Source organism: Micromonospora sp. WMMC273 (genome assembly GCF_027460285.1).
Lineage (GTDB): Bacteria > Actinomycetota > Actinomycetes > Mycobacteriales > Micromonosporaceae > Micromonospora > Micromonospora aurantiaca.
In genome coordinates this window covers 64,593-80,114 of record NZ_JAPZBE010000002.1, presented here as the reverse complement: position 1 = coordinate 80,114, position 15,522 = coordinate 64,593, and the positions used below count along the sequence as shown (strand labels likewise).

Below are 15,522 nucleotides of genomic sequence, written 5' to 3'. Positions count from 1 at the left end.
CCCCGGTATACCGGCACGTCACGGGTCCGGGAGAGACGCTGACGGCCTCCCGCCAGCATGGAAACGGGAGGCCGTCACCGGCACACGTGGGGTGTTCTGGAACAGGGCTGCAATCCGTCTGGGGGAGATCTGTACTGGCCCTCGGCGGGTCGGGTGCCGGTCCGTCCTGCCACCGGCCACGGTACCGCCTACCCCCCGCCGGGGGGTACCGGCCGCCGCCCCTCGCCCCGGCCGATGACCGGACCGCCACCGGCCCTGACCGGAAATCCTCCACCACCACCCGCCCCGGCACCCGCCGCGGCAGGAAACCCGCACGCCCGAGCCGGTTGCGGCCGAAGAATCTTCACCACACCGGCCTATGATCGTCTCTATGCCTCCGGCTTGGGTCCTGCTCGTCTACGCCCTCGCCGTCGCACGTCTGACCGGACTCGCCACCACCGACAAGATCACCCAACCGCTGCGCGCCGCCCTCGTGTCCCGGGTCAACCCGCACAACCGGCTGCACCGCGGACTCGTCTACGTCGTCGGTGGAGTCAACGACGACGCCGACGGCTGCCCCTGGTGCGCCTCCATCTGGATCGCCGCCGCCGTCGCACCGATCGCCTGGCTGTGGGGCACCAACCCCTGGTTCGCGATCCCCGCCCTGCTGCTCGCCTTCTCCCAGGCGACCGGCATGACCGCGCACATCAACCGAGGCTGACCATGGGCTGGCGTAACAAGACCCCACCGCCCGCCCCGGACCCCACCCCGGCCCTCGACCCCGCCCAGGCCCGCGCCGCGCTCACCGCCGCCGTCTCCCGCATCACCCTCGACGGCGTCGCCTGGAAGGCCTGGAAGTTCGGCGACCGCGCCTGGCAACGCGACGCCTGGCGGCTCTACGACATCACCGGCCAGCTCCGGTTCATCGCGAACTGGATCGGCGGTTCGGTGTCCCGCTGCCGCCTGTACGTCGCGGAGGTCGACGAAGCCGGCGAGGTGATCAGCGAAGCCGAAGACCCCGAGGTGCAAGCCCTAGCGGGCGGGCCGCTGGGCCGCGGTCCGGCCAAGGACGAAGCGCTGCGGCTGCTGGGCATCAACCTGTTCGTCGCCGGTGAGGCCTACATCGTCGCCGAGAGCGAAGGCAACGACGACGGCACCGACCGGTGGTGGGTCGCCTCCGGCCGGCAGATCAAACGCCAGGGCGACGTCATCACCATCGCCCGGTCGCAGCTGCACGGCGGCGGACGGCTGGAGTACCGCGACGGGGAAGACCTGCTGCTGCGGACCTGGACCCCGCACCCGGCAGACTCCGACCTGGCCGACTCGCCCACCCGCTCGGCGATCCCCGACCTGCGCGAGCTGGAAGCCATCCGCAAGCGGGAGTTCGCCGAGCTGGACTCCCGGCTGTCCGGCGCCGGGCTGCTGCCGCTGCCCGAGGGCATCGACTTCCCCATCCCCGACGACGTGCAGCAAACCGGCGTGCAGGGCTTCGCGCACACCCTCATGCGGGCCATGGCCACCAGCCTCCGCGACCGGTCCTCGGCCGAGGCCATGGTGCCGATCATGTTCACGGTGCCCGGTGAGTACCTGGACAAGATCCGGCCGGTGCACTTCTGGTCCGACCTGTCCGCCCAGCTCATCCCCATGTGGGAGAAGGCGGTCAAGTCCCTCGCCCAGTCCCTCGACGTGCCGCCCGAAGTGCTGATCGGCATCGGCACCACCAACCACTGGAACGCCTGGTCGATCTCCGACGACGCGATCGACACCCAGATCAAGCCGGTGCTGTCGCGTATCGCCGACGCGCTGACCATCGGCTACCTGCGGGCCGCGCTGGAAGACCTCGGCAAAGACCCCGACCGGTACGTCTACGACTTCTCCACCGACCCGCTGACCGTCCGCCCGAACCGGTCCACCGACGCCGTCAACTTCCACGAGCGCGGGCTGCTGTCGGACAAGGCCGCCGTGGAAGCCGGAGCGTGGAAGGTCGAAGACCTGCCGTCCGACGAGGAGCGGCTACGCCGGCTGTTGGAGAAAGCCGTCGTCACCACCCCCTCGCTGCTCAACGACCCGACCGTCCGGCAGATCATCGGCCTGCCCGCCGCAGGCCCGGCCATCACCGGCACCGACGACGGCGGCGGTGGCGGGCCGGGTGAGTTGCCGCCCGGCGAGCCGGAACGCGACCCGCAGTCCCCGCCGGAGGAACCCACCGAGACGGCCGCGGTGATCCGGGTCGACCCGCTGCACGTCGCGGCGTCCATGGCCGTACGCCGGGCGCTGTCGGTCGCCGGGTCGCGGCTGGTGCCGCACCGCCAACGCGACCGGTGGCCGAACACTCCCCGCTACGACCTGCACACCCGCGTCGGCGCGCTCGCGCCCGACCGCGCCGACGACATGCTGCGCGGCGCCTGGACCGACCTGCCCGCCACCGCCGCCGAGCTCGGCGTCGACGCCCACGAGCTGCGGTCGCTGCTGCACTCCTTCTGCGTCGAGCTGCTGACCCGCGGCATGGCCTACGACCACCGGCTGCTGCGTGACCTGCTCACCGCCGACGTGGTCACCACCCGCCTGCGACCGAGGACTGCCGCATGACCGACCGCCACTCCCTGCAAGGCGTCGCCCCCACCACCGCCCCGGCCGACCCGGGACCGGCCGCGCAGGTGCCGACCGTGCCGTACGCGATGCTCAACAACCACGGCGACGTGTTCTACCCGGCCACCCTCGCCGAAGCCGAGCACTACGCCCGGGTGCACGGCGCGTGGCCGCTGCCGCCGTCGAGGTCGACGTGACCGCCGTCTGGGACGGCGACGGTCCGGACCCCTGGCTGCCGGACCGGCTGGCCGCCCTCACCGACATCACCGAAGCCGAGCAAGCCGTGTACCGGGACTACTGGTCGCGGTTGTCCGGCTGGCTGGTGCAGGTGTCCCGGGCGGTCCTGCGCCACCACCGCCCCGACGCCCTCGCGGTGTGGTCGCTGGCGCCGGAGTGGGCGCGGGAGATCGGCGCCCTGGTCGCCGGGTCGATCACCGAAGCCGTCGCCGTGGCGTACCGCAGGCTGCTCGGCGACTCGTTCCTGTTCGACCACCGCCCGGCCGTCACCGCCTACCTCGCCGTCGTCCACAACCGCATGTCCGCCACCCCCGACGAGGTGTACGACCTGATCGCCGGGGAGATCGCCGAAGGCGCGAACGCCGGCGAGAGCATCCCGAAGCTCGCCGAACGCGTCGACCGGCTGCTGACCGACCACGAGCTGGACCGGTGGCCGAACCGCGCCGTGGTGGTGGCCCGCACCGAGACGATCGGCGCGTTGAACGCCGGCCGCACCGATGCGTTCACCGCCGTGTCCGAGGTGCTCGGCGACAGCCGGTTCGAGCACATGTGGCTGGCCACCGACGACACCCGCACCCGCCTGTCGCATCGGGAGGCCGACGGCCAGCGTCAGCCGCTCGGCCAGCCGTTCACCGTCGGCGGCCACCAGCTCGCCCGGCCCGGCGACCCGACCGCCCCGGCCAGCGAGATCATCCAGTGCCGCTGTACCACCCTCCTGCTGCGGCCCGGGGAGAACGTCGACCTGTCCAACCGCCAGTTCACCGACTGGTAGCAACCGAACAGGAGGTGCCGGTATGGGCACCAGATGGCGGGGGCTGCTGGCCCCCATCGGCACGTCGACCGGCGACGGCCGCCGGTTCGCCCGCGACGGGGTGTCCCACCGCGAGCTGCCGTTGCCGTTGAAGTGGCAGCGCACCGACGAGATGGGCCACGACGCGTCGGTGATCATCGGTATGGCCGACACCATCGACATCCGCGACGACGGCGCGTGGGGCGAGGGCGAGCTGTTCGACGACGTCGACCCGGCCGTGCTGCCACGGCTGGCCGAAGACGTCGCGGAGGCCAAGCACCTGCTCGCGCAGAAGGTGATCGGTCCGTCCGTCGACCCGGGCGCCGCCGAGGCGGTGCTGGCCGAGGTCGGCTCCGACGAGCCGATCTCCGAGGAGCGGCTGGAGGAGCTGCTGGAGGAGGCGTGGGAGAACGGCACCGATCCCGCGCTGGAGATGCTGTTCGTCGTCTACGAGATCGCCGCCGCCACGCTGGTGTCGGTACCGGCGTTCGCCGAGTGCGGGCCGTTCGAACTGCTCACCGAGGACGCTCAGGAGCCCGTCACGGCGTCCGTCCGGACCGCCGGATGGTCGGACATGCCCCTCGCGGCTCGGGACGCCTCCTGGGACGGTGACGCCGCCGCCGGACGGCTCGCCGGCCACTGCGGCATCGACGGCGACGACCCGGACTGGGGCTGCTACGCCGCCGGGTTCCTGCACCGCGACGACGACGCGGACGGCGAGACCCGGACGGCGTACGGGTTCGGCATCGTCGACGTCATCGACGGCACCCCGACGATCGTCCCGGCCGCTGTGTTCGCCGTCGCGTCGGTGCTGGAAGGCGGCCGCGGTGGCACCGACCTGCCCGAGGAGGAGCAGGACCGGATGCGGCAGGTGGTGTCCGGGCTGTACGCCCGGATGGCCGACGAGTTCGACGACCCCGGTCTGCGCGCCCCCTGGGATGAGGAAGAGGCGGACGGGGAGGCGTCGGTGGTCACGCCGGCGTTGGTCGCGTCGTTGACGGCCGCCGCCGGCCTCGCGGTCACGATCCCGGCTGAGGTGTTCACCGATCCGCAGCTGTCCGAGCTGACGTTCCTCACCGTCACCGAGCCGGACGACAACGGGCTGCGGCGGGTGTTCGGGCACATCGCGCCGTGGGGGGTGTGCCACGTCGGTATCCGCGACTCGTGCACCACCGCCCCGACCAGCGAGCGGGAGTACGCGGACTTCCACCGCTACCACGAGACGGCGTCCGGGGTGGCGCTGCCGATGGCGGTCGGCCGGATCACCACCGGCCACGGCGAGCTGACCGGCTCGTGCCGCTGCTGCCCGGGTAAGGACGACCACGCCTGCTCGCGGTTGAGCGCGGGCGCCGCGATCGGCCACCACGACCGGATGGCCGCCGTGGCGTACGTGCGGGCCGGGGAGGACGAGCACGGCATCTGGGTGGCCGGGATCGTCGCGCCGGAGGCCGGTGACCGGGAGATCGCCGCCCTGGCCCGGCAGAAGGTGTCCGGGGACTGGCGGGATATGGCCGGCGGTCTGGAGCTGGTGGAGGTGCTGGCGCTGGCGCGGGAGCGGCCGGGGTTCCCGCTGCCGCGCACCACGCTGCGCAACGGCCGTCAGGTCGCGCTGGTGGCCGCCGGAGGGATGGACCCGGCCCGCCAGCGTCGGCCCGCGCCCGACACGGAGGCGCCGGTGGTGGCGGCGCCGTTGGACTACCAGCGGTTGGGCCGGGAGATCGCGGACGCGCTGCGCGGCCAACCGGCGGTCACCGCCGGGGCCGGGCTGGTGGACCGGGATGCGGTGGCAGCGCAGGTGAGCGCCGACCTGCAAGCGGAGATCGACGCCGCGGTGCAGGTCGTGGAGGAGCAGGAGCGGGCCCGGGAAGCGCGGGCTCTGCTGGCCGAGTTGGAGGTGGCGTGACATGTGCGGATGTCGGAAGGCAGCCAGCGGGAAGGTGTACGTGGTGACGTACCCGGACGGCACCACGAAGGAGAAGTATTCCGAGCTGGGGGCCAAGCTGGCGGCGGCCGCGGTGCCCGGCGCGACGTACCGGGTGAAGGAGTAGCAGCCCTCGGATAGACGAAACCGGCCACCTGTCTCCGTCCCCGTGGTGTGCGCCCTCGGGGGTCGCCTGGGAGACAGGTGGCCGGTTCCGTTTTCGCCGGTCGTCCGCGTCAAGAACGTCCGTCGCACAGGTTAGCCGGTGGGTCCGATGGGGACCATTCCGGGAGGTCACCCCGCCGATGACGGCGGGGTGACCGTTTCCCTTGGTGGCCGCCCCTCGACTTGCGGCGTGGTCACGGTACCGGATGCGGTCGGTCTGTGACAGCACGGGAGGGATGTGGCGTAGCGGCAGATACCGGGATAGATCCTCTTCCTCACCGGCCGGAAATAATCTACCATCGGTTGCCACACAACGCGATGAAGTTTCGTGACTGTGCGTGACTTTTTCTGGGGAGGAAAGTCCTTGCTGTTTACGCACCGCCGTCCGGCCGCCGTCCCGGCCAGCCCGCCACCGCCCGCGACCTGCCCGGTCGACCACACCGCGCTGCGCCCGTCGGCACCGCCGCCGCCGGTCGACCGCGAGGCGGAAGCCCGCCAGTTCCTCGAGCTGTTCCACACCGAGACAGGCCGGCCCGGACTGGACGCCCGCTGGCAGCAGGTGTCACGGGAGCTGGACGCCACCGGCACGTGGCTGCCGACCACCGACGAGCTGACCCACGGCGCGCGGGTCGCCTGGCGGCAGTCGTCGCGGTGCATAGGCCGCCTGCGCTGGCAGGGCCTCGTGGTCCGCGACCTGCGCCACGTCCGCGACGCCGCCGGTATCCACCGCGAGCTGGTGCAGCACTTGGAGTACGCCACCAACCGCGGCCGGATCCGGTCGGTGATCTCGGTGTTCGCCCCCGACTCCCCCGACACCGGCCCGCGCGCCCGGGTCTGGAACGACCAGCTCGTGCGGTACGCCGGCTGGAAGACCTCGCAGGAGCAGACCCTCGGCGACGCCCGCTATCTGGAGTTCACCCGGCTGGCGATCTCCATGGGCTGGCAGGGCCCGCGCGGGCGGACCGGCGCCCGGACCGCGTTCGACCTGCTGCCGTGGATCATCGAGACCGACGGTGAGCAGCCGCAGGTGTTCCCGGTGCCGCCCAAGGCGGTGCGGGAGGTGAAGCTGACGCACCCGCGGTACGGGTGGTTCGCCAGCCTCGGGTTGCGGTGGCACGCCGTGCCGGTGATCTCGAACATGCGGCTGAGCTTCGGCGGTCTGGACTTCTCCTGCGCCCCGTTCAACGGCTTCTACCTCGGTGCCGAGATCGCCACCCGCAACCTGGCCGACCCGGACCGGTACAACCTGCTGCCGGTGGTGGCCGAGCTGGCGGACTTCGACGTGGCCACCGATCCGCTGTGGCGGGACAAGGCGCTGCTGGTGTTGCAGGAGGCGGTGTTGCACTCGTTCACCGACTCCCGCACGTCGATCGTGGATCACCACACCGAGAGCGAGCGGTTCGCGGCGTTCGTCGCGCGGGAGGAGCGCGCCGGGCGTCCGGCGTACGGCGACTGGTCGTGGCTCAACCCGTACCCGATGACGCCGCAGGACCCGTCGTGGCAGCGGTACTACGCCGACGGGGAGCCGTCGCCGAACTTCTACCTGGACGATGCCGCCGCTGAGGTGGTGCGGTCCGGGTTGCCTCCGGCCCGGTCGTTGTTGCGGGCCGGGTGACCCGTGCCGGGCTGTCGGCGGTGGCCGGCGGCCCGTACGCGCGGATCTGCGGGAGTCGGGCGTCCCCCGCCAAATAACCCCCTGACGGTTGACTAGTTAAGCGTCAGTGGGTAACCTGTCAGGTGTCTGTGGGGCGCCTGGAGCCCTGCCCGACCGAGAAAGGCCCTCATGTCCACATTCATCACCGGACCACCGATCAACGCCGCCAGCCTGCGCGCCTCCTGGACGGAGGTCGAGAAGCTCGGCGACGAAGCAGCCCGGATCTTCTACAGCCTGTTGTTCGCCGCCGAGCCCGCCACCCGCAGCATGTTCCCCGCCGGGATGACCGAACAGCGCGACAAGCTGCTGTCGGCCCTCGGCCACATCATCAGCAACGTCGACGACACCAACCTGCTCGCCGACTTCGCCGCCCAGCTCGGCCGTGACCACCGCCGCTTCGGCGTCGTCGCCCACCACTACAAGGCGGTCGGCAACGCCCTCATGGAGACGCTGCGCCGGGCCCTGGGCCGCCACTGGACCCCGGAACTGGAAACCGAGTGGCAGCGCGCCTACGACCTCATCGCCGCGATGATGGTCGACGGAGCCCGCGCCGACGAGCAGGTCAACCCTCCCGCGTGGAGAGGCACGATCGAGCACATCGACCGCCGGTCACCGGACCTCGCGGCCCTGACCGTCGCCGTCGACCTGCCGTACCACTTCATGCCCGGCCAGTCGTGCGCCGTCGAGCACCCGTCACGCCCCGGCGTGTGGCGGTACCTCACCCCGATCAACCCGCCCCGGGACGACAACCGGCTGGGGTTCCTCGTCCGGGCCGTGCCCGGCGGGCTGCTGTCCCCGGCCCTGGTCTACCAGGCCAAGCCCGGTGACCTGCTGCGCATCGGCGCGCCGGTCGGTACCGCCCTCACCGGCTGGCACCGCGACCCCGGCCCGGTGCTGTTCATCGCCGGAGGCACCGGACTGGCCCCGTTCGCCGCGGTCATCCAGCACCTCGCGACCGACCCCACCTGGCGGTGGCCGGTCACCCTCATCTACGGCGTCGACCAGCCGCACGAGCTGCGGGAGGTCAACGCCCTGCGCGAGCTGGAACGGCACCTGCCCTGGCTGACGATCGTCCCGGTCGTCTCCCGCGACCCGGACTGGACCGGCTACCGGGGCACCGCCGTCGAGGTGGCCGTACGCGGCGGGGAGTTCCACGACCGCTACGTCTACCTGTGCGGCTCCGAAGCCATGATCGGCGGGTCGATCGCGATGCTGCTCGCCAACGGCTACAGCCGGCGGCAGATCCGCGTCGAGACGTTCACCTCCACCAGCTACCCCCCTCTGGCGCCGCTCGCTCTCCCCTCCGGAGTGACCTCATGACCCTGCCCATCGACGCCGCGACCGCACCGATCGTGGCCACCCCGGACATCTCCCCGTCCGACAAGATCAACCGGATGCGTCTGCGGCTGGCGTACACCAAGACCTTCCAGCGCGGCTACGTCATCGAGGAGGTCGACGCGCTGGTGCAGGAGGCCGGCAGGCAACTCGACGAACTCGCCCGCCGGGTCGCCGACCAGCACACCCAGCTGCAGATGTCGTGGGGCGAGATCCACGCCCGCCGTCACGGCACGCTGCCGGACCGGTCGATGGAAGGCCCGATCGGGGACATGCTCCTGCAGATGCAGCAGAAGGCGATGGCGGCCGGTGACGAGCAGGTCGCCACCGCCACGGTGCAGGCCCGCGCGATCGTGGAGGCCGCGCAGCAGCAGGCCAACCACATCCTCGCGCAGGCCCGCGACCAGCTCGCCGCGGTGGAAACCCTCGGCGGTCAGCAGATGCAGGATCTGCGGGAGGTGCTGGGTGAGGTTCTGGGGTTCATGGACCGCACCGCCACGGCGCTGACCGACGCCACCGGCCACTACCGCGGCGTGGTGAACCTGCCGCCCCCGCCGCCGTCGACGTCGCCGGCCGGTCGGCACGCTGAGGAGGGCTGAGCGGTGCTGTTCGCCGTGCAGGCGGCCATGCCCGCCGCGATGGTCCCCCGCTCGCAGTGGGTGTCGATCGACCCGCCGTTGAAGGCCGGGCGGGTGGACCTCAACGCGGTGGTGCCCCGCGAGGTGGAGCAGCGGTACCACCGGTCGTCGCAGTGCCCTCCGCTGCCGGAAGACCTGGACCAGGAAGGACGCCGGCGGTTCGTCTACGACTTCATGCTGACCCAGATCACCGCGACGGCGCACTTCATCCAGATGCAGGCGGCTGACCTCCCGGCGTTCGTGTGGGAGTGGTTCGCCGAGGGGATGCCGGTGGTGTTCACCTGGACCGACCCGGCGTCCGGTACGCCGGTCGAGCGGGTGGTGGTCGTGGTGTGGAAGGTCGTCGACGGGCAGACGGCTCAGACGTAGACCTGGGGCTGCGCCCGGCGGTCCCTCCGGGTCTGGCGTACGCCCCCTCCTGAAAGGATCGGCCCCCCGAGCGCCAGGGCTCGGGGGGCCGGTCGCTGTCCGGGTGGGTCAGCGGGTGTAGCGGGTGGCCTCACGCACGGCCCAGGCGGCGAAGGCAGCCGGGCGGGCCATGTCGGGGCAGGACGCGCCGCCGCTGGCGCGCTCGATGGCGATGAGGTGCAGGGCGATCATGGCGGCGGTCGCCTTGTGCTCGGTGGTGAGGCCGGCCAGGTCGTCGTCGCTGTGCTCGACCATGCCGTCGAGGAAGTCGGTGGCGGCCTGCGCGGCGATGCGCTGGCGGATCTCGGGGGCGGTGCCGAGGTGAGCGAGTTCGGCGGCGATGAGCAGCATGGTCGGTGGTCCCTTCTCGGTTCGGGCGGGGCTTCCAGGCGACCCGCCCTGACATGCATGACGTTACCGCCTCCCCCCGAAATAATCAACCTCCGGGGGGTGCTTTTCGGGGGGAGGCTCCGGCATCGGGACGGCGGCCGTACCCGGCGTACCCGGCAGGTACGCCGAGGGCCCTCGGTGGCTCTCAGCGGGCACGAAGCGGCCCCCGGGCGGTCACCCGGGGGCCGATGTCGCGGTCAGGTCAGAAGGCGCCCGCCGAGATCCGCGCGTCGATCCCGATCAGCTCGGCCACCTGGTCGCAGGTGAGGAACCGGGCGTGGAACTCCAGGCACTCCCCGCACAGCGGGTGCCGGTGCTGGTGCACCACCCGCAGCTGCTCGTTGAGCCGGTCCATCCGGAAGGCCCGGACGGCGTCGCGGTCGGCGCCGAACTCGGCGAAGTAGGGGTCGTGCTGGCCGGCCTCGGCGATGGCGGCCGCGGCGAACGGGGGCAGGCTGACGGGCATGGGATCCTCCTCGGTGCGGTGGGCGGGGCTTCCAGGCGACCCGCCCTGACATGCATGACGTTACCGCCTCCCCCCGAAATAATCAACCTCCGGGGGGTGATTTCTGGGGAGGGTGGTACCGCGCCGGCACGCAGCTCGCAGCCCCCGCCGCCCGGTAGGGCGTCGAGGGCTGCGGGGATCAGTACCCGAACTCGAACGTCCGGCCCACCAGCTCGGGCCGGTCACTGTCGACGATGGTCACGTCATACCAGGAGTTCCCGTCCGTGTGTCCCACGCCGGTGAAGCATTGGACGTACACGTGCGCCCACTCGTGGTACTCGTCGCTGTCGTCGTCCTCCGGCGGCTGCGGGATCTGCACCTGCTCGACGCGGGTCCGCACGTTCGGGTACCGCTCGTAGGTGTTGTCGATCTCCATGCTGACCGTGACGTAGGCCTCCGGCGGCAGTGCGCGCCACACGCCGTCGACCTCACCGGCGGCGACGACCTTCACCGGCCGGTACCCCGCCCGGTTGGCCGGGTCGTCGTGGACGCCGGCGTACTGCTCGACGTGCACCGGATGACCGGTCGCCTCGGCCAGGTTCCCGGCCGCCGCCACCGCGGCGTCCGCCGTCGCGTAGTGCTCGTGGGTGGCGCCGTCACCGACCCGGTACGGCTTATCCATGCTGCTCATGGTTCCTCGCTTCCTGTCCACCTCGTGGTGGTGGCGCCCGCCCGGCGGTCGCCGGGCGGGCCCCGTCACCACGAGCCGGTCAGCGCCGGGAGGCGGCGGGCAGCACGTAGGTGAGGTCTGGGCTGGCGTTGCAGTAGGCCAGGAGGCCCTGGTTCATGAGCTGGGTCAGCGCGCCGCCCACCTGGCTGTCGGTCAGGCCGGACAGGTCGGTGAGGTCGTGGATGTCGGGGAAGAAGTAGCCGTCGCGCACGGAGTTCTGCGCCACCAGGAGCAGCACGGTCTTGGCGTGGTCGCCGGTCGGGTTCTGGGCCTGGGCCCACGGCACGGTGTTCGGGTGGGGCCGGACGTTGGCGAGCCAGGTGCTGTCCACGGGGGTTCCTCCTCGGTTCGGTGGGCGGGCCGTTCCAGGCGACCCGCCCTGACATCGACTACGTTACCGCCTCCCCCTGAAGTAGTCAACCTCGGGGGGGTGATTTGTCGGGTGGCGCGGTGGCCTTATAGACGTGCGAGCCACCAGCCAAAACTCTTCCCCGAAAATACCCCCTCACGGTTGACTACTTCCGGGGAGGTCGGTAACGTCATGGGTGTCAGGGCGGCCCACCTGGAAGGGCCCGCCCACCGAACCGAGGAGGAGCCATGAACCCGGTGATCGTCGAGACCGTCGGTGACCTGATCGCCGCACTGGAAGACCTGGGCGACGAGACCCCGCTCTACCTGGCCAAGCAGCCGTCCTGGCCGCTGGAGCACCGCGTCGGCACCGTCGTGGTCGCCGAGGTCGACGGCGAGCGCCGGGTCTACATCAGCGAGGGCGAGCAGGTCGGCTACCTGCCCGGCACGGCTTCGGAGGAGCTCGGCTGGGCCTGACCACCCCCGGCCGCCCCGGGTCCGGTGCCCGGGGCGGCCCCGCGAGAAGGGAGACACCGTGCAGCACGAGCCGGTGAACTGCATCGACTGCGGCACCCCCGTGGCCTACGACGACGGGGTGACCGTGGAGGTCAACGGCGACGGCACCTCGGCCGGCGTCGAGCACGAGTGCGACACCTACGGCGACGGCCGGCCCTCCTGACCTGCCGCGCGCGCGACCCCCGGAGCACCAGCTCCGGGGGTCGACCTGCATCCGGGCCGGCCCCCGTCACCCCCCAAGAAATCACCCCCCGGGGGTTGATTACTTCCGGGGGAGGCGATAACGTAGTCCATGTCAGGGCGGGTCGCCTGGAAGCCCCGCCCACCGAACCGAGGAGGACCAGATGTTCCGCTACGCGATCCCCACCACCGCTGCTGCCGTCTTCGTCGGCTCCCACCTGTTCGTCAGCACCGACGGCGACGAGGTGATCCCGACCTTCGGCACCACCACCCAGGACACCCCGATCGCGAAGGTGCTGCGCAACGTCAAGGCTGACGTCCGGGGCAAGCGGCTGATCACCACGAACATCGGCTCCTTCCAGATCAGCTCCGGCAAGCGGGTGCAGGCGGTCGGCTTCAAGGACACCGCGCCGGAGACCACGGAGGCTCCGGCCGAGGTCGAGTGCCCGCAGGCCGAGCTGCACGCCACCCCGGGCACCTGCGCCTGCGGCGTGGTCACCCCGGCCACCGGCCCCCGCAAGTCGGCCAAGGAGTTCCGCGCCGAGCTGCGGGCCAAGAAGACCCCGGCCAAGCCGCAGGCACCGGCCGCGCCGGCACCGGCCGCCGAGGCGCCCGCCGTGCAGGAGCCCGCCCCGGCCGTCGAGGTCGCCGAGCAGGCCCCGGCGGCGGCCGACGCGACCGCCGCCCAGGGCGAGCCGGTCACGGAGGCGGTGGAGGGCCTGCGGGTGCACCACACCGAGCGGATCGTGGGCGGGTGCACCGGCACCGGCCACCGCAACGGGGTGATGACCGGCCGGTCGCGGGTCATCCAGGGCCGTGACCACGTGGAGGTCCGGCTGGACTGCGGGCACGTCCGCTCCCCGCTGCTGCGGGTGCTGCGCACCGGCACGAGCCCGGCCTGACCCGGCCGGTGGCGGCCCCCGGGCGACCTGCCCGGGGGCCGCGCCGCGTCCGGCCGGCCCCTCCCGAGAAATCACCCCCCGTAGGTTGATTATTTCACGGGGAGGCGGTAACGTCATGGATGTCAGGGCGGCCCGCCTGGAAGGGCCCGCCCGCCGGAGAAGGGACATCCCCGTGAAGCTCACCCGCACCGACCTGATGAACCAGCTCACCCGGGCCTACTGCGACACCAAGCGGGTCCACATGCGGTACAGCGCGTGGGTCAACGCGCTGGCCAAGCACCGGGCCGGTGACCCGACCGCCCTGCACCGCGCGACCCCCTGCAACGAGAACACCCGCCGCCGGCTGTACGACCTGGCGCGCGGGCTGCGCTTCGAGATCAACAACGTGCGCGAGGAGGACGGCGTCGAGCTGCTGCCGACCGGCACGATCAGCCGGCTGTCGGAGGTGACCGCGATCCTGCGGGCGGCCGAGTCGCTGATGCAGCGCTGACGCTGCGAGCCTGTCGACCCCCGGGAGAAAACCACCCCCCGGGGGTTGATTACTTCCGGGGGAGGCGGTAACGTCATGGGTGTCAGGGCGGCCCACCTGGAAGGGCCCGCCCACCGAACCGAGGAGGATCCGATGGAGTTCACCGTCAAGGCCACCGAGAACAAGGCCGTCCGCAACATCGTCGTCGGCGGCGCCGTGGTCGGCACCATCACCCGGTCGACCATCGAGGTGGAGCGGCCGATCCCCGGCACGACTCTCCGGTACGCCAAGGGCCGGATGGAGACCCGCTTCCACGTGCGGCTGTCGCGGGCGGCGTTCGTCGGTGCGCCGATGTCGATCACCTCGGACCGGCTCGGGTCGTACACGCTGAAGGCGGCCAAGGCCGAGGTCGCCGCCCGGCTGGCCACCCTGACCCTGCGCTGACGCTCGCAGCGACCGCCCCCGGCCACCGCGGCCGGGGGTTTGCGCTGTCCGCAGGCCGGTGAGGTCCACGGAGGCGGGTCGGCGCGGTGTGCGCGGTGTGCCGGACGCGGGCGAGCGCCGGCACGTCTGGGGCGAGCTGAGCGGGTCGCTGTCCCCGCCCAAGAAATCACCCCCCGGAGGTTGATTACTTCACGGGGAGGCGGTAACGTCATGGGTGTCAGGGCGGCCCGCCTGGAACGGCCCGCCCACCGAACCGAGGAGGACCACATGGCCACCACCGCCCCCACCGCCGACCAGCTGGACATGGCCCGCGAGGAGCTGCGACGCCTGCGCCGCCGCCACCGTGCGTTCGCCGCCTGGCACGCCGCCTGCGACGCCTACAGCGCCGGCAACCGCGCCGCCCTGGACGGCAAGCGCCGCCCGAGCAAGGACGCCAAGCACCGCATGTACGACTCGGCGTACCGGCTCATCCGGCTGCTGAAGCTCGACGTCCGGCACCCGCGGACCCTGGAGGACATCGCGGCGGTCATCACCGCGGCGGCCGGGCATCTGGCCCGCCGCCCCCGGAAGGCCACCCCGCCCCTGCCCTACGTGCACGGCACCGACGGCCGGTGGGTGCTGGCCCAGGGCTGGCAGGTCCAGCAGGGCGACGTGGTGACCGGCAACCCGGACGCGATCGACGCCCTGCGCGAGGACCGGGAGCAGGACATCAACTGGCGGGTGGTGGCCCTGGACGTCATGGAGGTCACCAGCCTGGTGCGCGACGGCCTCGGGCGGCGCGCCAACGGCGTCCGGCTGCCTGACGCGGCCGCGGTGCTGCGCTGGGAGCGCTGACCCCGGACAGCGGACGGCCCCCGAGGGGATACCTCGGGGGCCGTCTGCGAGCCGAGCGTCCTCATTGGCGTGAGGCCGCCAGGTTAGCTCAGATGGTGTCGGCCGTGCAGGTCACCACGGCGAACTGGCCCTTGGACGAGTTCGTCTTGACCAGCTTCCCGTCGATGGTGATCTTGCAGGTGATCGTGCCGCTGCCCTTCGACTGCGCGACGATCGTCGGGATGAGGAACGCCTCCCCCGAGGTCAGGGTCTTCTTCCACGGCAGCTCCGCGCCCTGCTCCTGTGACTGGTCGCCGCTGATGCCGAAGGTGATGTCCGCCTTCGACGGGCCGGACACCTCCATGACGATCGACTTCTTGCCGTCGTCGGCGGGCTTCGCTTTCGCGGCGCCCGAGCTGGCGGGCGCGTCTGCCGGCTGCTGCTGCGCGCCGGGGCCCTCCACGTCGTCGGTGCCGCCGGCTCCACAGCCGAGGGCGAGCAGGGCGATCACGGCGAAGCCGGCGATGGTCGTACGGCGCATGATGACTCTCCGAGAGGGACCGAGGGGA

At 71.9% G+C, this 15,522-nt stretch carries 21 protein-coding genes; 16 read left to right on the top strand and 5 right to left on the bottom strand.

From position 1 onward, the window contains the following. Nucleotides 1–370 precede the first annotated feature (370 nt). The 10 genes from O7611_RS31335 (at nt 371) to O7611_RS31290 (ending at nt 9,677) form a co-directional block, all read left to right on the top strand. A complete protein-coding gene (locus O7611_RS31335) occupies nt 371–700 on the top strand; it encodes a DUF1360 domain-containing protein (protein WP_269698337.1) in 330 nt (109 codons plus the stop codon). Nucleotides 701–702: 2 nt separating this feature from the next. Next, on the top strand, nt 703–2,568 hold the full coding sequence (locus O7611_RS31330) for a hypothetical protein (protein WP_269698336.1): 1,866 nt from the start codon (nt 703–705) through the stop codon (nt 2,566–2,568). After that, nucleotides 2,565–2,765: a hypothetical protein gene (locus O7611_RS31325; protein WP_269698334.1), complete on the top strand. Its 201-nt coding sequence runs from the start codon at nt 2,565–2,567 to the stop codon at nt 2,763–2,765. The genes O7611_RS31330 and O7611_RS31325 overlap by 4 nt, the downstream gene beginning before the upstream one ends. Next, the gene (locus O7611_RS31320; RefSeq protein WP_269698333.1) at nt 2,735–3,577 is read left to right on the top strand and encodes a phage minor head protein; all 843 of its coding nucleotides are present in this window, start codon (nt 2,735–2,737) and stop codon (nt 3,575–3,577) included. The genes O7611_RS31325 and O7611_RS31320 overlap by 31 nt, the downstream gene beginning before the upstream one ends. 22 nt (nt 3,578–3,599) lie before the next feature. Further along, nucleotides 3,600–5,498, top strand: a complete 1,899-nt coding sequence (locus tag O7611_RS31315) for a hypothetical protein (protein ID WP_269698331.1) — start codon at nt 3,600–3,602, stop codon at nt 5,496–5,498. Between the two features lies 1 nt (nt 5,499). After that, the gene (locus O7611_RS31310) at nt 5,500–5,643 is read left to right on the top strand and encodes a hypothetical protein (RefSeq protein ID WP_269698329.1); all 144 of its coding nucleotides are present in this window, start codon (nt 5,500–5,502) and stop codon (nt 5,641–5,643) included. 402 nt (nt 5,644–6,045) lie between these two features. Beyond that, the gene (locus tag O7611_RS31305) at nt 6,046–7,296 is read left to right on the top strand and encodes a nitric oxide synthase oxygenase (RefSeq protein WP_269698328.1); all 1,251 of its coding nucleotides are present in this window, start codon (nt 6,046–6,048) and stop codon (nt 7,294–7,296) included. A 168-nt stretch (nt 7,297–7,464) separates the two neighbouring features. Next, nucleotides 7,465–8,655 carry a globin domain-containing protein gene (locus O7611_RS31300; RefSeq protein ID WP_269698326.1) on the top strand — a complete coding sequence of 397 codons (1,191 nt, stop codon included), beginning with the start codon at nt 7,465–7,467 and terminating at the stop codon, nt 8,653–8,655. After that, nucleotides 8,652–9,269 carry a hypothetical protein gene (locus O7611_RS31295; protein ID WP_269698324.1) on the top strand — a complete coding sequence of 206 codons (618 nt, stop codon included), beginning with the start codon at nt 8,652–8,654 and terminating at the stop codon, nt 9,267–9,269. Before O7611_RS31300 ends, O7611_RS31295 begins: the two co-directional genes overlap by 4 nt. Before the next feature lie 3 nt (nt 9,270–9,272). After that, nucleotides 9,273–9,677: a hypothetical protein gene (locus O7611_RS31290; RefSeq protein ID WP_269698323.1), complete on the top strand. Its 405-nt coding sequence runs from the start codon at nt 9,273–9,275 to the stop codon at nt 9,675–9,677. 108 nt (nt 9,678–9,785) lie between these two features. Here the strand turns inward: O7611_RS31290 and O7611_RS31285 are convergent, their stop codons facing one another. From O7611_RS31285 to O7611_RS31270, 4 genes are all read right to left on the bottom strand, one after another. Further along, nucleotides 9,786–10,067 (bottom strand): hypothetical protein, encoded by a 282-nt coding sequence (locus tag O7611_RS31285; protein ID WP_269698322.1) that lies wholly within the window; start codon nt 10,065–10,067, stop codon nt 9,786–9,788. Between the two features lie 241 nt (nt 10,068–10,308). Continuing rightward, complete coding sequence (locus O7611_RS31280; RefSeq protein WP_269698321.1) at nt 10,309–10,572, bottom strand: hypothetical protein; 264 nt, start codon at nt 10,570–10,572, stop codon at nt 10,309–10,311. A gap of 178 nt (nt 10,573–10,750) precedes the next feature. Then, nucleotides 10,751–11,242, bottom strand: a complete 492-nt coding sequence (locus tag O7611_RS31275; protein ID WP_269698320.1) for a hypothetical protein — start codon at nt 11,240–11,242, stop codon at nt 10,751–10,753. Between the two features lie 79 nt (nt 11,243–11,321). Continuing rightward, nucleotides 11,322–11,612: a hypothetical protein gene (locus tag O7611_RS31270; RefSeq protein WP_269698319.1), complete on the bottom strand. Its 291-nt coding sequence runs from the start codon at nt 11,610–11,612 to the stop codon at nt 11,322–11,324. Nucleotides 11,613–11,878: 266 nt separating this feature from the next. On the opposite strand from O7611_RS31270, the gene O7611_RS31265 reads away from it, so the two are divergent. The 6 genes from O7611_RS31265 (at nt 11,879) to O7611_RS31240 (ending at nt 14,974) form a co-directional block, all read left to right on the top strand. Then, nucleotides 11,879–12,106, top strand: a complete 228-nt coding sequence (locus O7611_RS31265; protein ID WP_269698317.1) for a hypothetical protein — start codon at nt 11,879–11,881, stop codon at nt 12,104–12,106. 58 nt (nt 12,107–12,164) lie between these two features. Then, entirely contained in the window at nt 12,165–12,308 is a 144-nt protein-coding gene (locus O7611_RS31260; protein WP_269698315.1) for a hypothetical protein, read from the top strand. Between the two features lie 181 nt (nt 12,309–12,489). Beyond that, nucleotides 12,490–13,227, top strand: coding sequence for a hypothetical protein (locus O7611_RS31255; RefSeq protein ID WP_269698314.1), 738 nt, complete (start codon nt 12,490–12,492; stop codon nt 13,225–13,227). Between the two features lie 172 nt (nt 13,228–13,399). Next, nucleotides 13,400–13,717: a hypothetical protein gene (locus tag O7611_RS31250; protein ID WP_269698313.1), complete on the top strand. Its 318-nt coding sequence runs from the start codon at nt 13,400–13,402 to the stop codon at nt 13,715–13,717. 132 nt (nt 13,718–13,849) lie between these two features. Then, nucleotides 13,850–14,140 carry a hypothetical protein gene (locus O7611_RS31245; protein WP_269698312.1) on the top strand — a complete coding sequence of 97 codons (291 nt, stop codon included), beginning with the start codon at nt 13,850–13,852 and terminating at the stop codon, nt 14,138–14,140. A 267-nt stretch (nt 14,141–14,407) separates the two neighbouring features. Continuing rightward, complete coding sequence (locus O7611_RS31240; RefSeq protein ID WP_269698311.1) at nt 14,408–14,974, top strand: hypothetical protein; 567 nt, start codon at nt 14,408–14,410, stop codon at nt 14,972–14,974. 88 nt (nt 14,975–15,062) lie between these two features. Here O7611_RS31240 and O7611_RS31235 read toward each other — a convergent pair whose 3' ends face one another. Beyond that, a complete protein-coding gene (locus O7611_RS31235) occupies nt 15,063–15,494 on the bottom strand; it encodes an MmpS family transport accessory protein (RefSeq protein ID WP_269698310.1) in 432 nt (143 codons plus the stop codon). Nucleotides 15,495–15,522 lie beyond the last annotated feature (28 nt).

Coding starts and splice junctions, on each gene's coding strand:
- O7611_RS31255 (WP_269698314.1), top strand. CDS start 12,490: ATGTTCCGCTACGCGATCCCCACCACCGCTGCTGCCGTCTTCGTCGGC.
- O7611_RS31325 (WP_269698334.1), top strand. CDS start 2,565: ATGACCGACCGCCACTCCCTGCAAGGCGTCGCCCCCACCACCGCCCCG.
- O7611_RS31265 (WP_269698317.1), top strand. CDS start 11,879: ATGAACCCGGTGATCGTCGAGACCGTCGGTGACCTGATCGCCGCACTG.
- O7611_RS31280 (WP_269698321.1), bottom strand. CDS start 10,572: ATGCCCGTCAGCCTGCCCCCGTTCGCCGCGGCCGCCATCGCCGAGGCC.
- O7611_RS31285 (WP_269698322.1), bottom strand. CDS start 10,067: ATGCTGCTCATCGCCGCCGAACTCGCTCACCTCGGCACCGCCCCCGAG.
- O7611_RS31275 (WP_269698320.1), bottom strand. CDS start 11,242: ATGAGCAGCATGGATAAGCCGTACCGGGTCGGTGACGGCGCCACCCAC.
- O7611_RS31330 (WP_269698336.1), top strand. CDS start 703: ATGGGCTGGCGTAACAAGACCCCACCGCCCGCCCCGGACCCCACCCCG.
- O7611_RS31240 (WP_269698311.1), top strand. CDS start 14,408: ATGGCCACCACCGCCCCCACCGCCGACCAGCTGGACATGGCCCGCGAG.
- O7611_RS31295 (WP_269698324.1), top strand. CDS start 8,652: ATGACCCTGCCCATCGACGCCGCGACCGCACCGATCGTGGCCACCCCG.
- O7611_RS31310 (WP_269698329.1), top strand. CDS start 5,500: ATGTGCGGATGTCGGAAGGCAGCCAGCGGGAAGGTGTACGTGGTGACG.
- O7611_RS31300 (WP_269698326.1), top strand. CDS start 7,465: ATGTCCACATTCATCACCGGACCACCGATCAACGCCGCCAGCCTGCGC.
- O7611_RS31245 (WP_269698312.1), top strand. CDS start 13,850: ATGGAGTTCACCGTCAAGGCCACCGAGAACAAGGCCGTCCGCAACATC.
- O7611_RS31315 (WP_269698331.1), top strand. CDS start 3,600: ATGGGCACCAGATGGCGGGGGCTGCTGGCCCCCATCGGCACGTCGACC.
- O7611_RS31335 (WP_269698337.1), top strand. CDS start 371: ATGCCTCCGGCTTGGGTCCTGCTCGTCTACGCCCTCGCCGTCGCACGT.
- O7611_RS31235 (WP_269698310.1), bottom strand. CDS start 15,494: ATGCGCCGTACGACCATCGCCGGCTTCGCCGTGATCGCCCTGCTCGCC.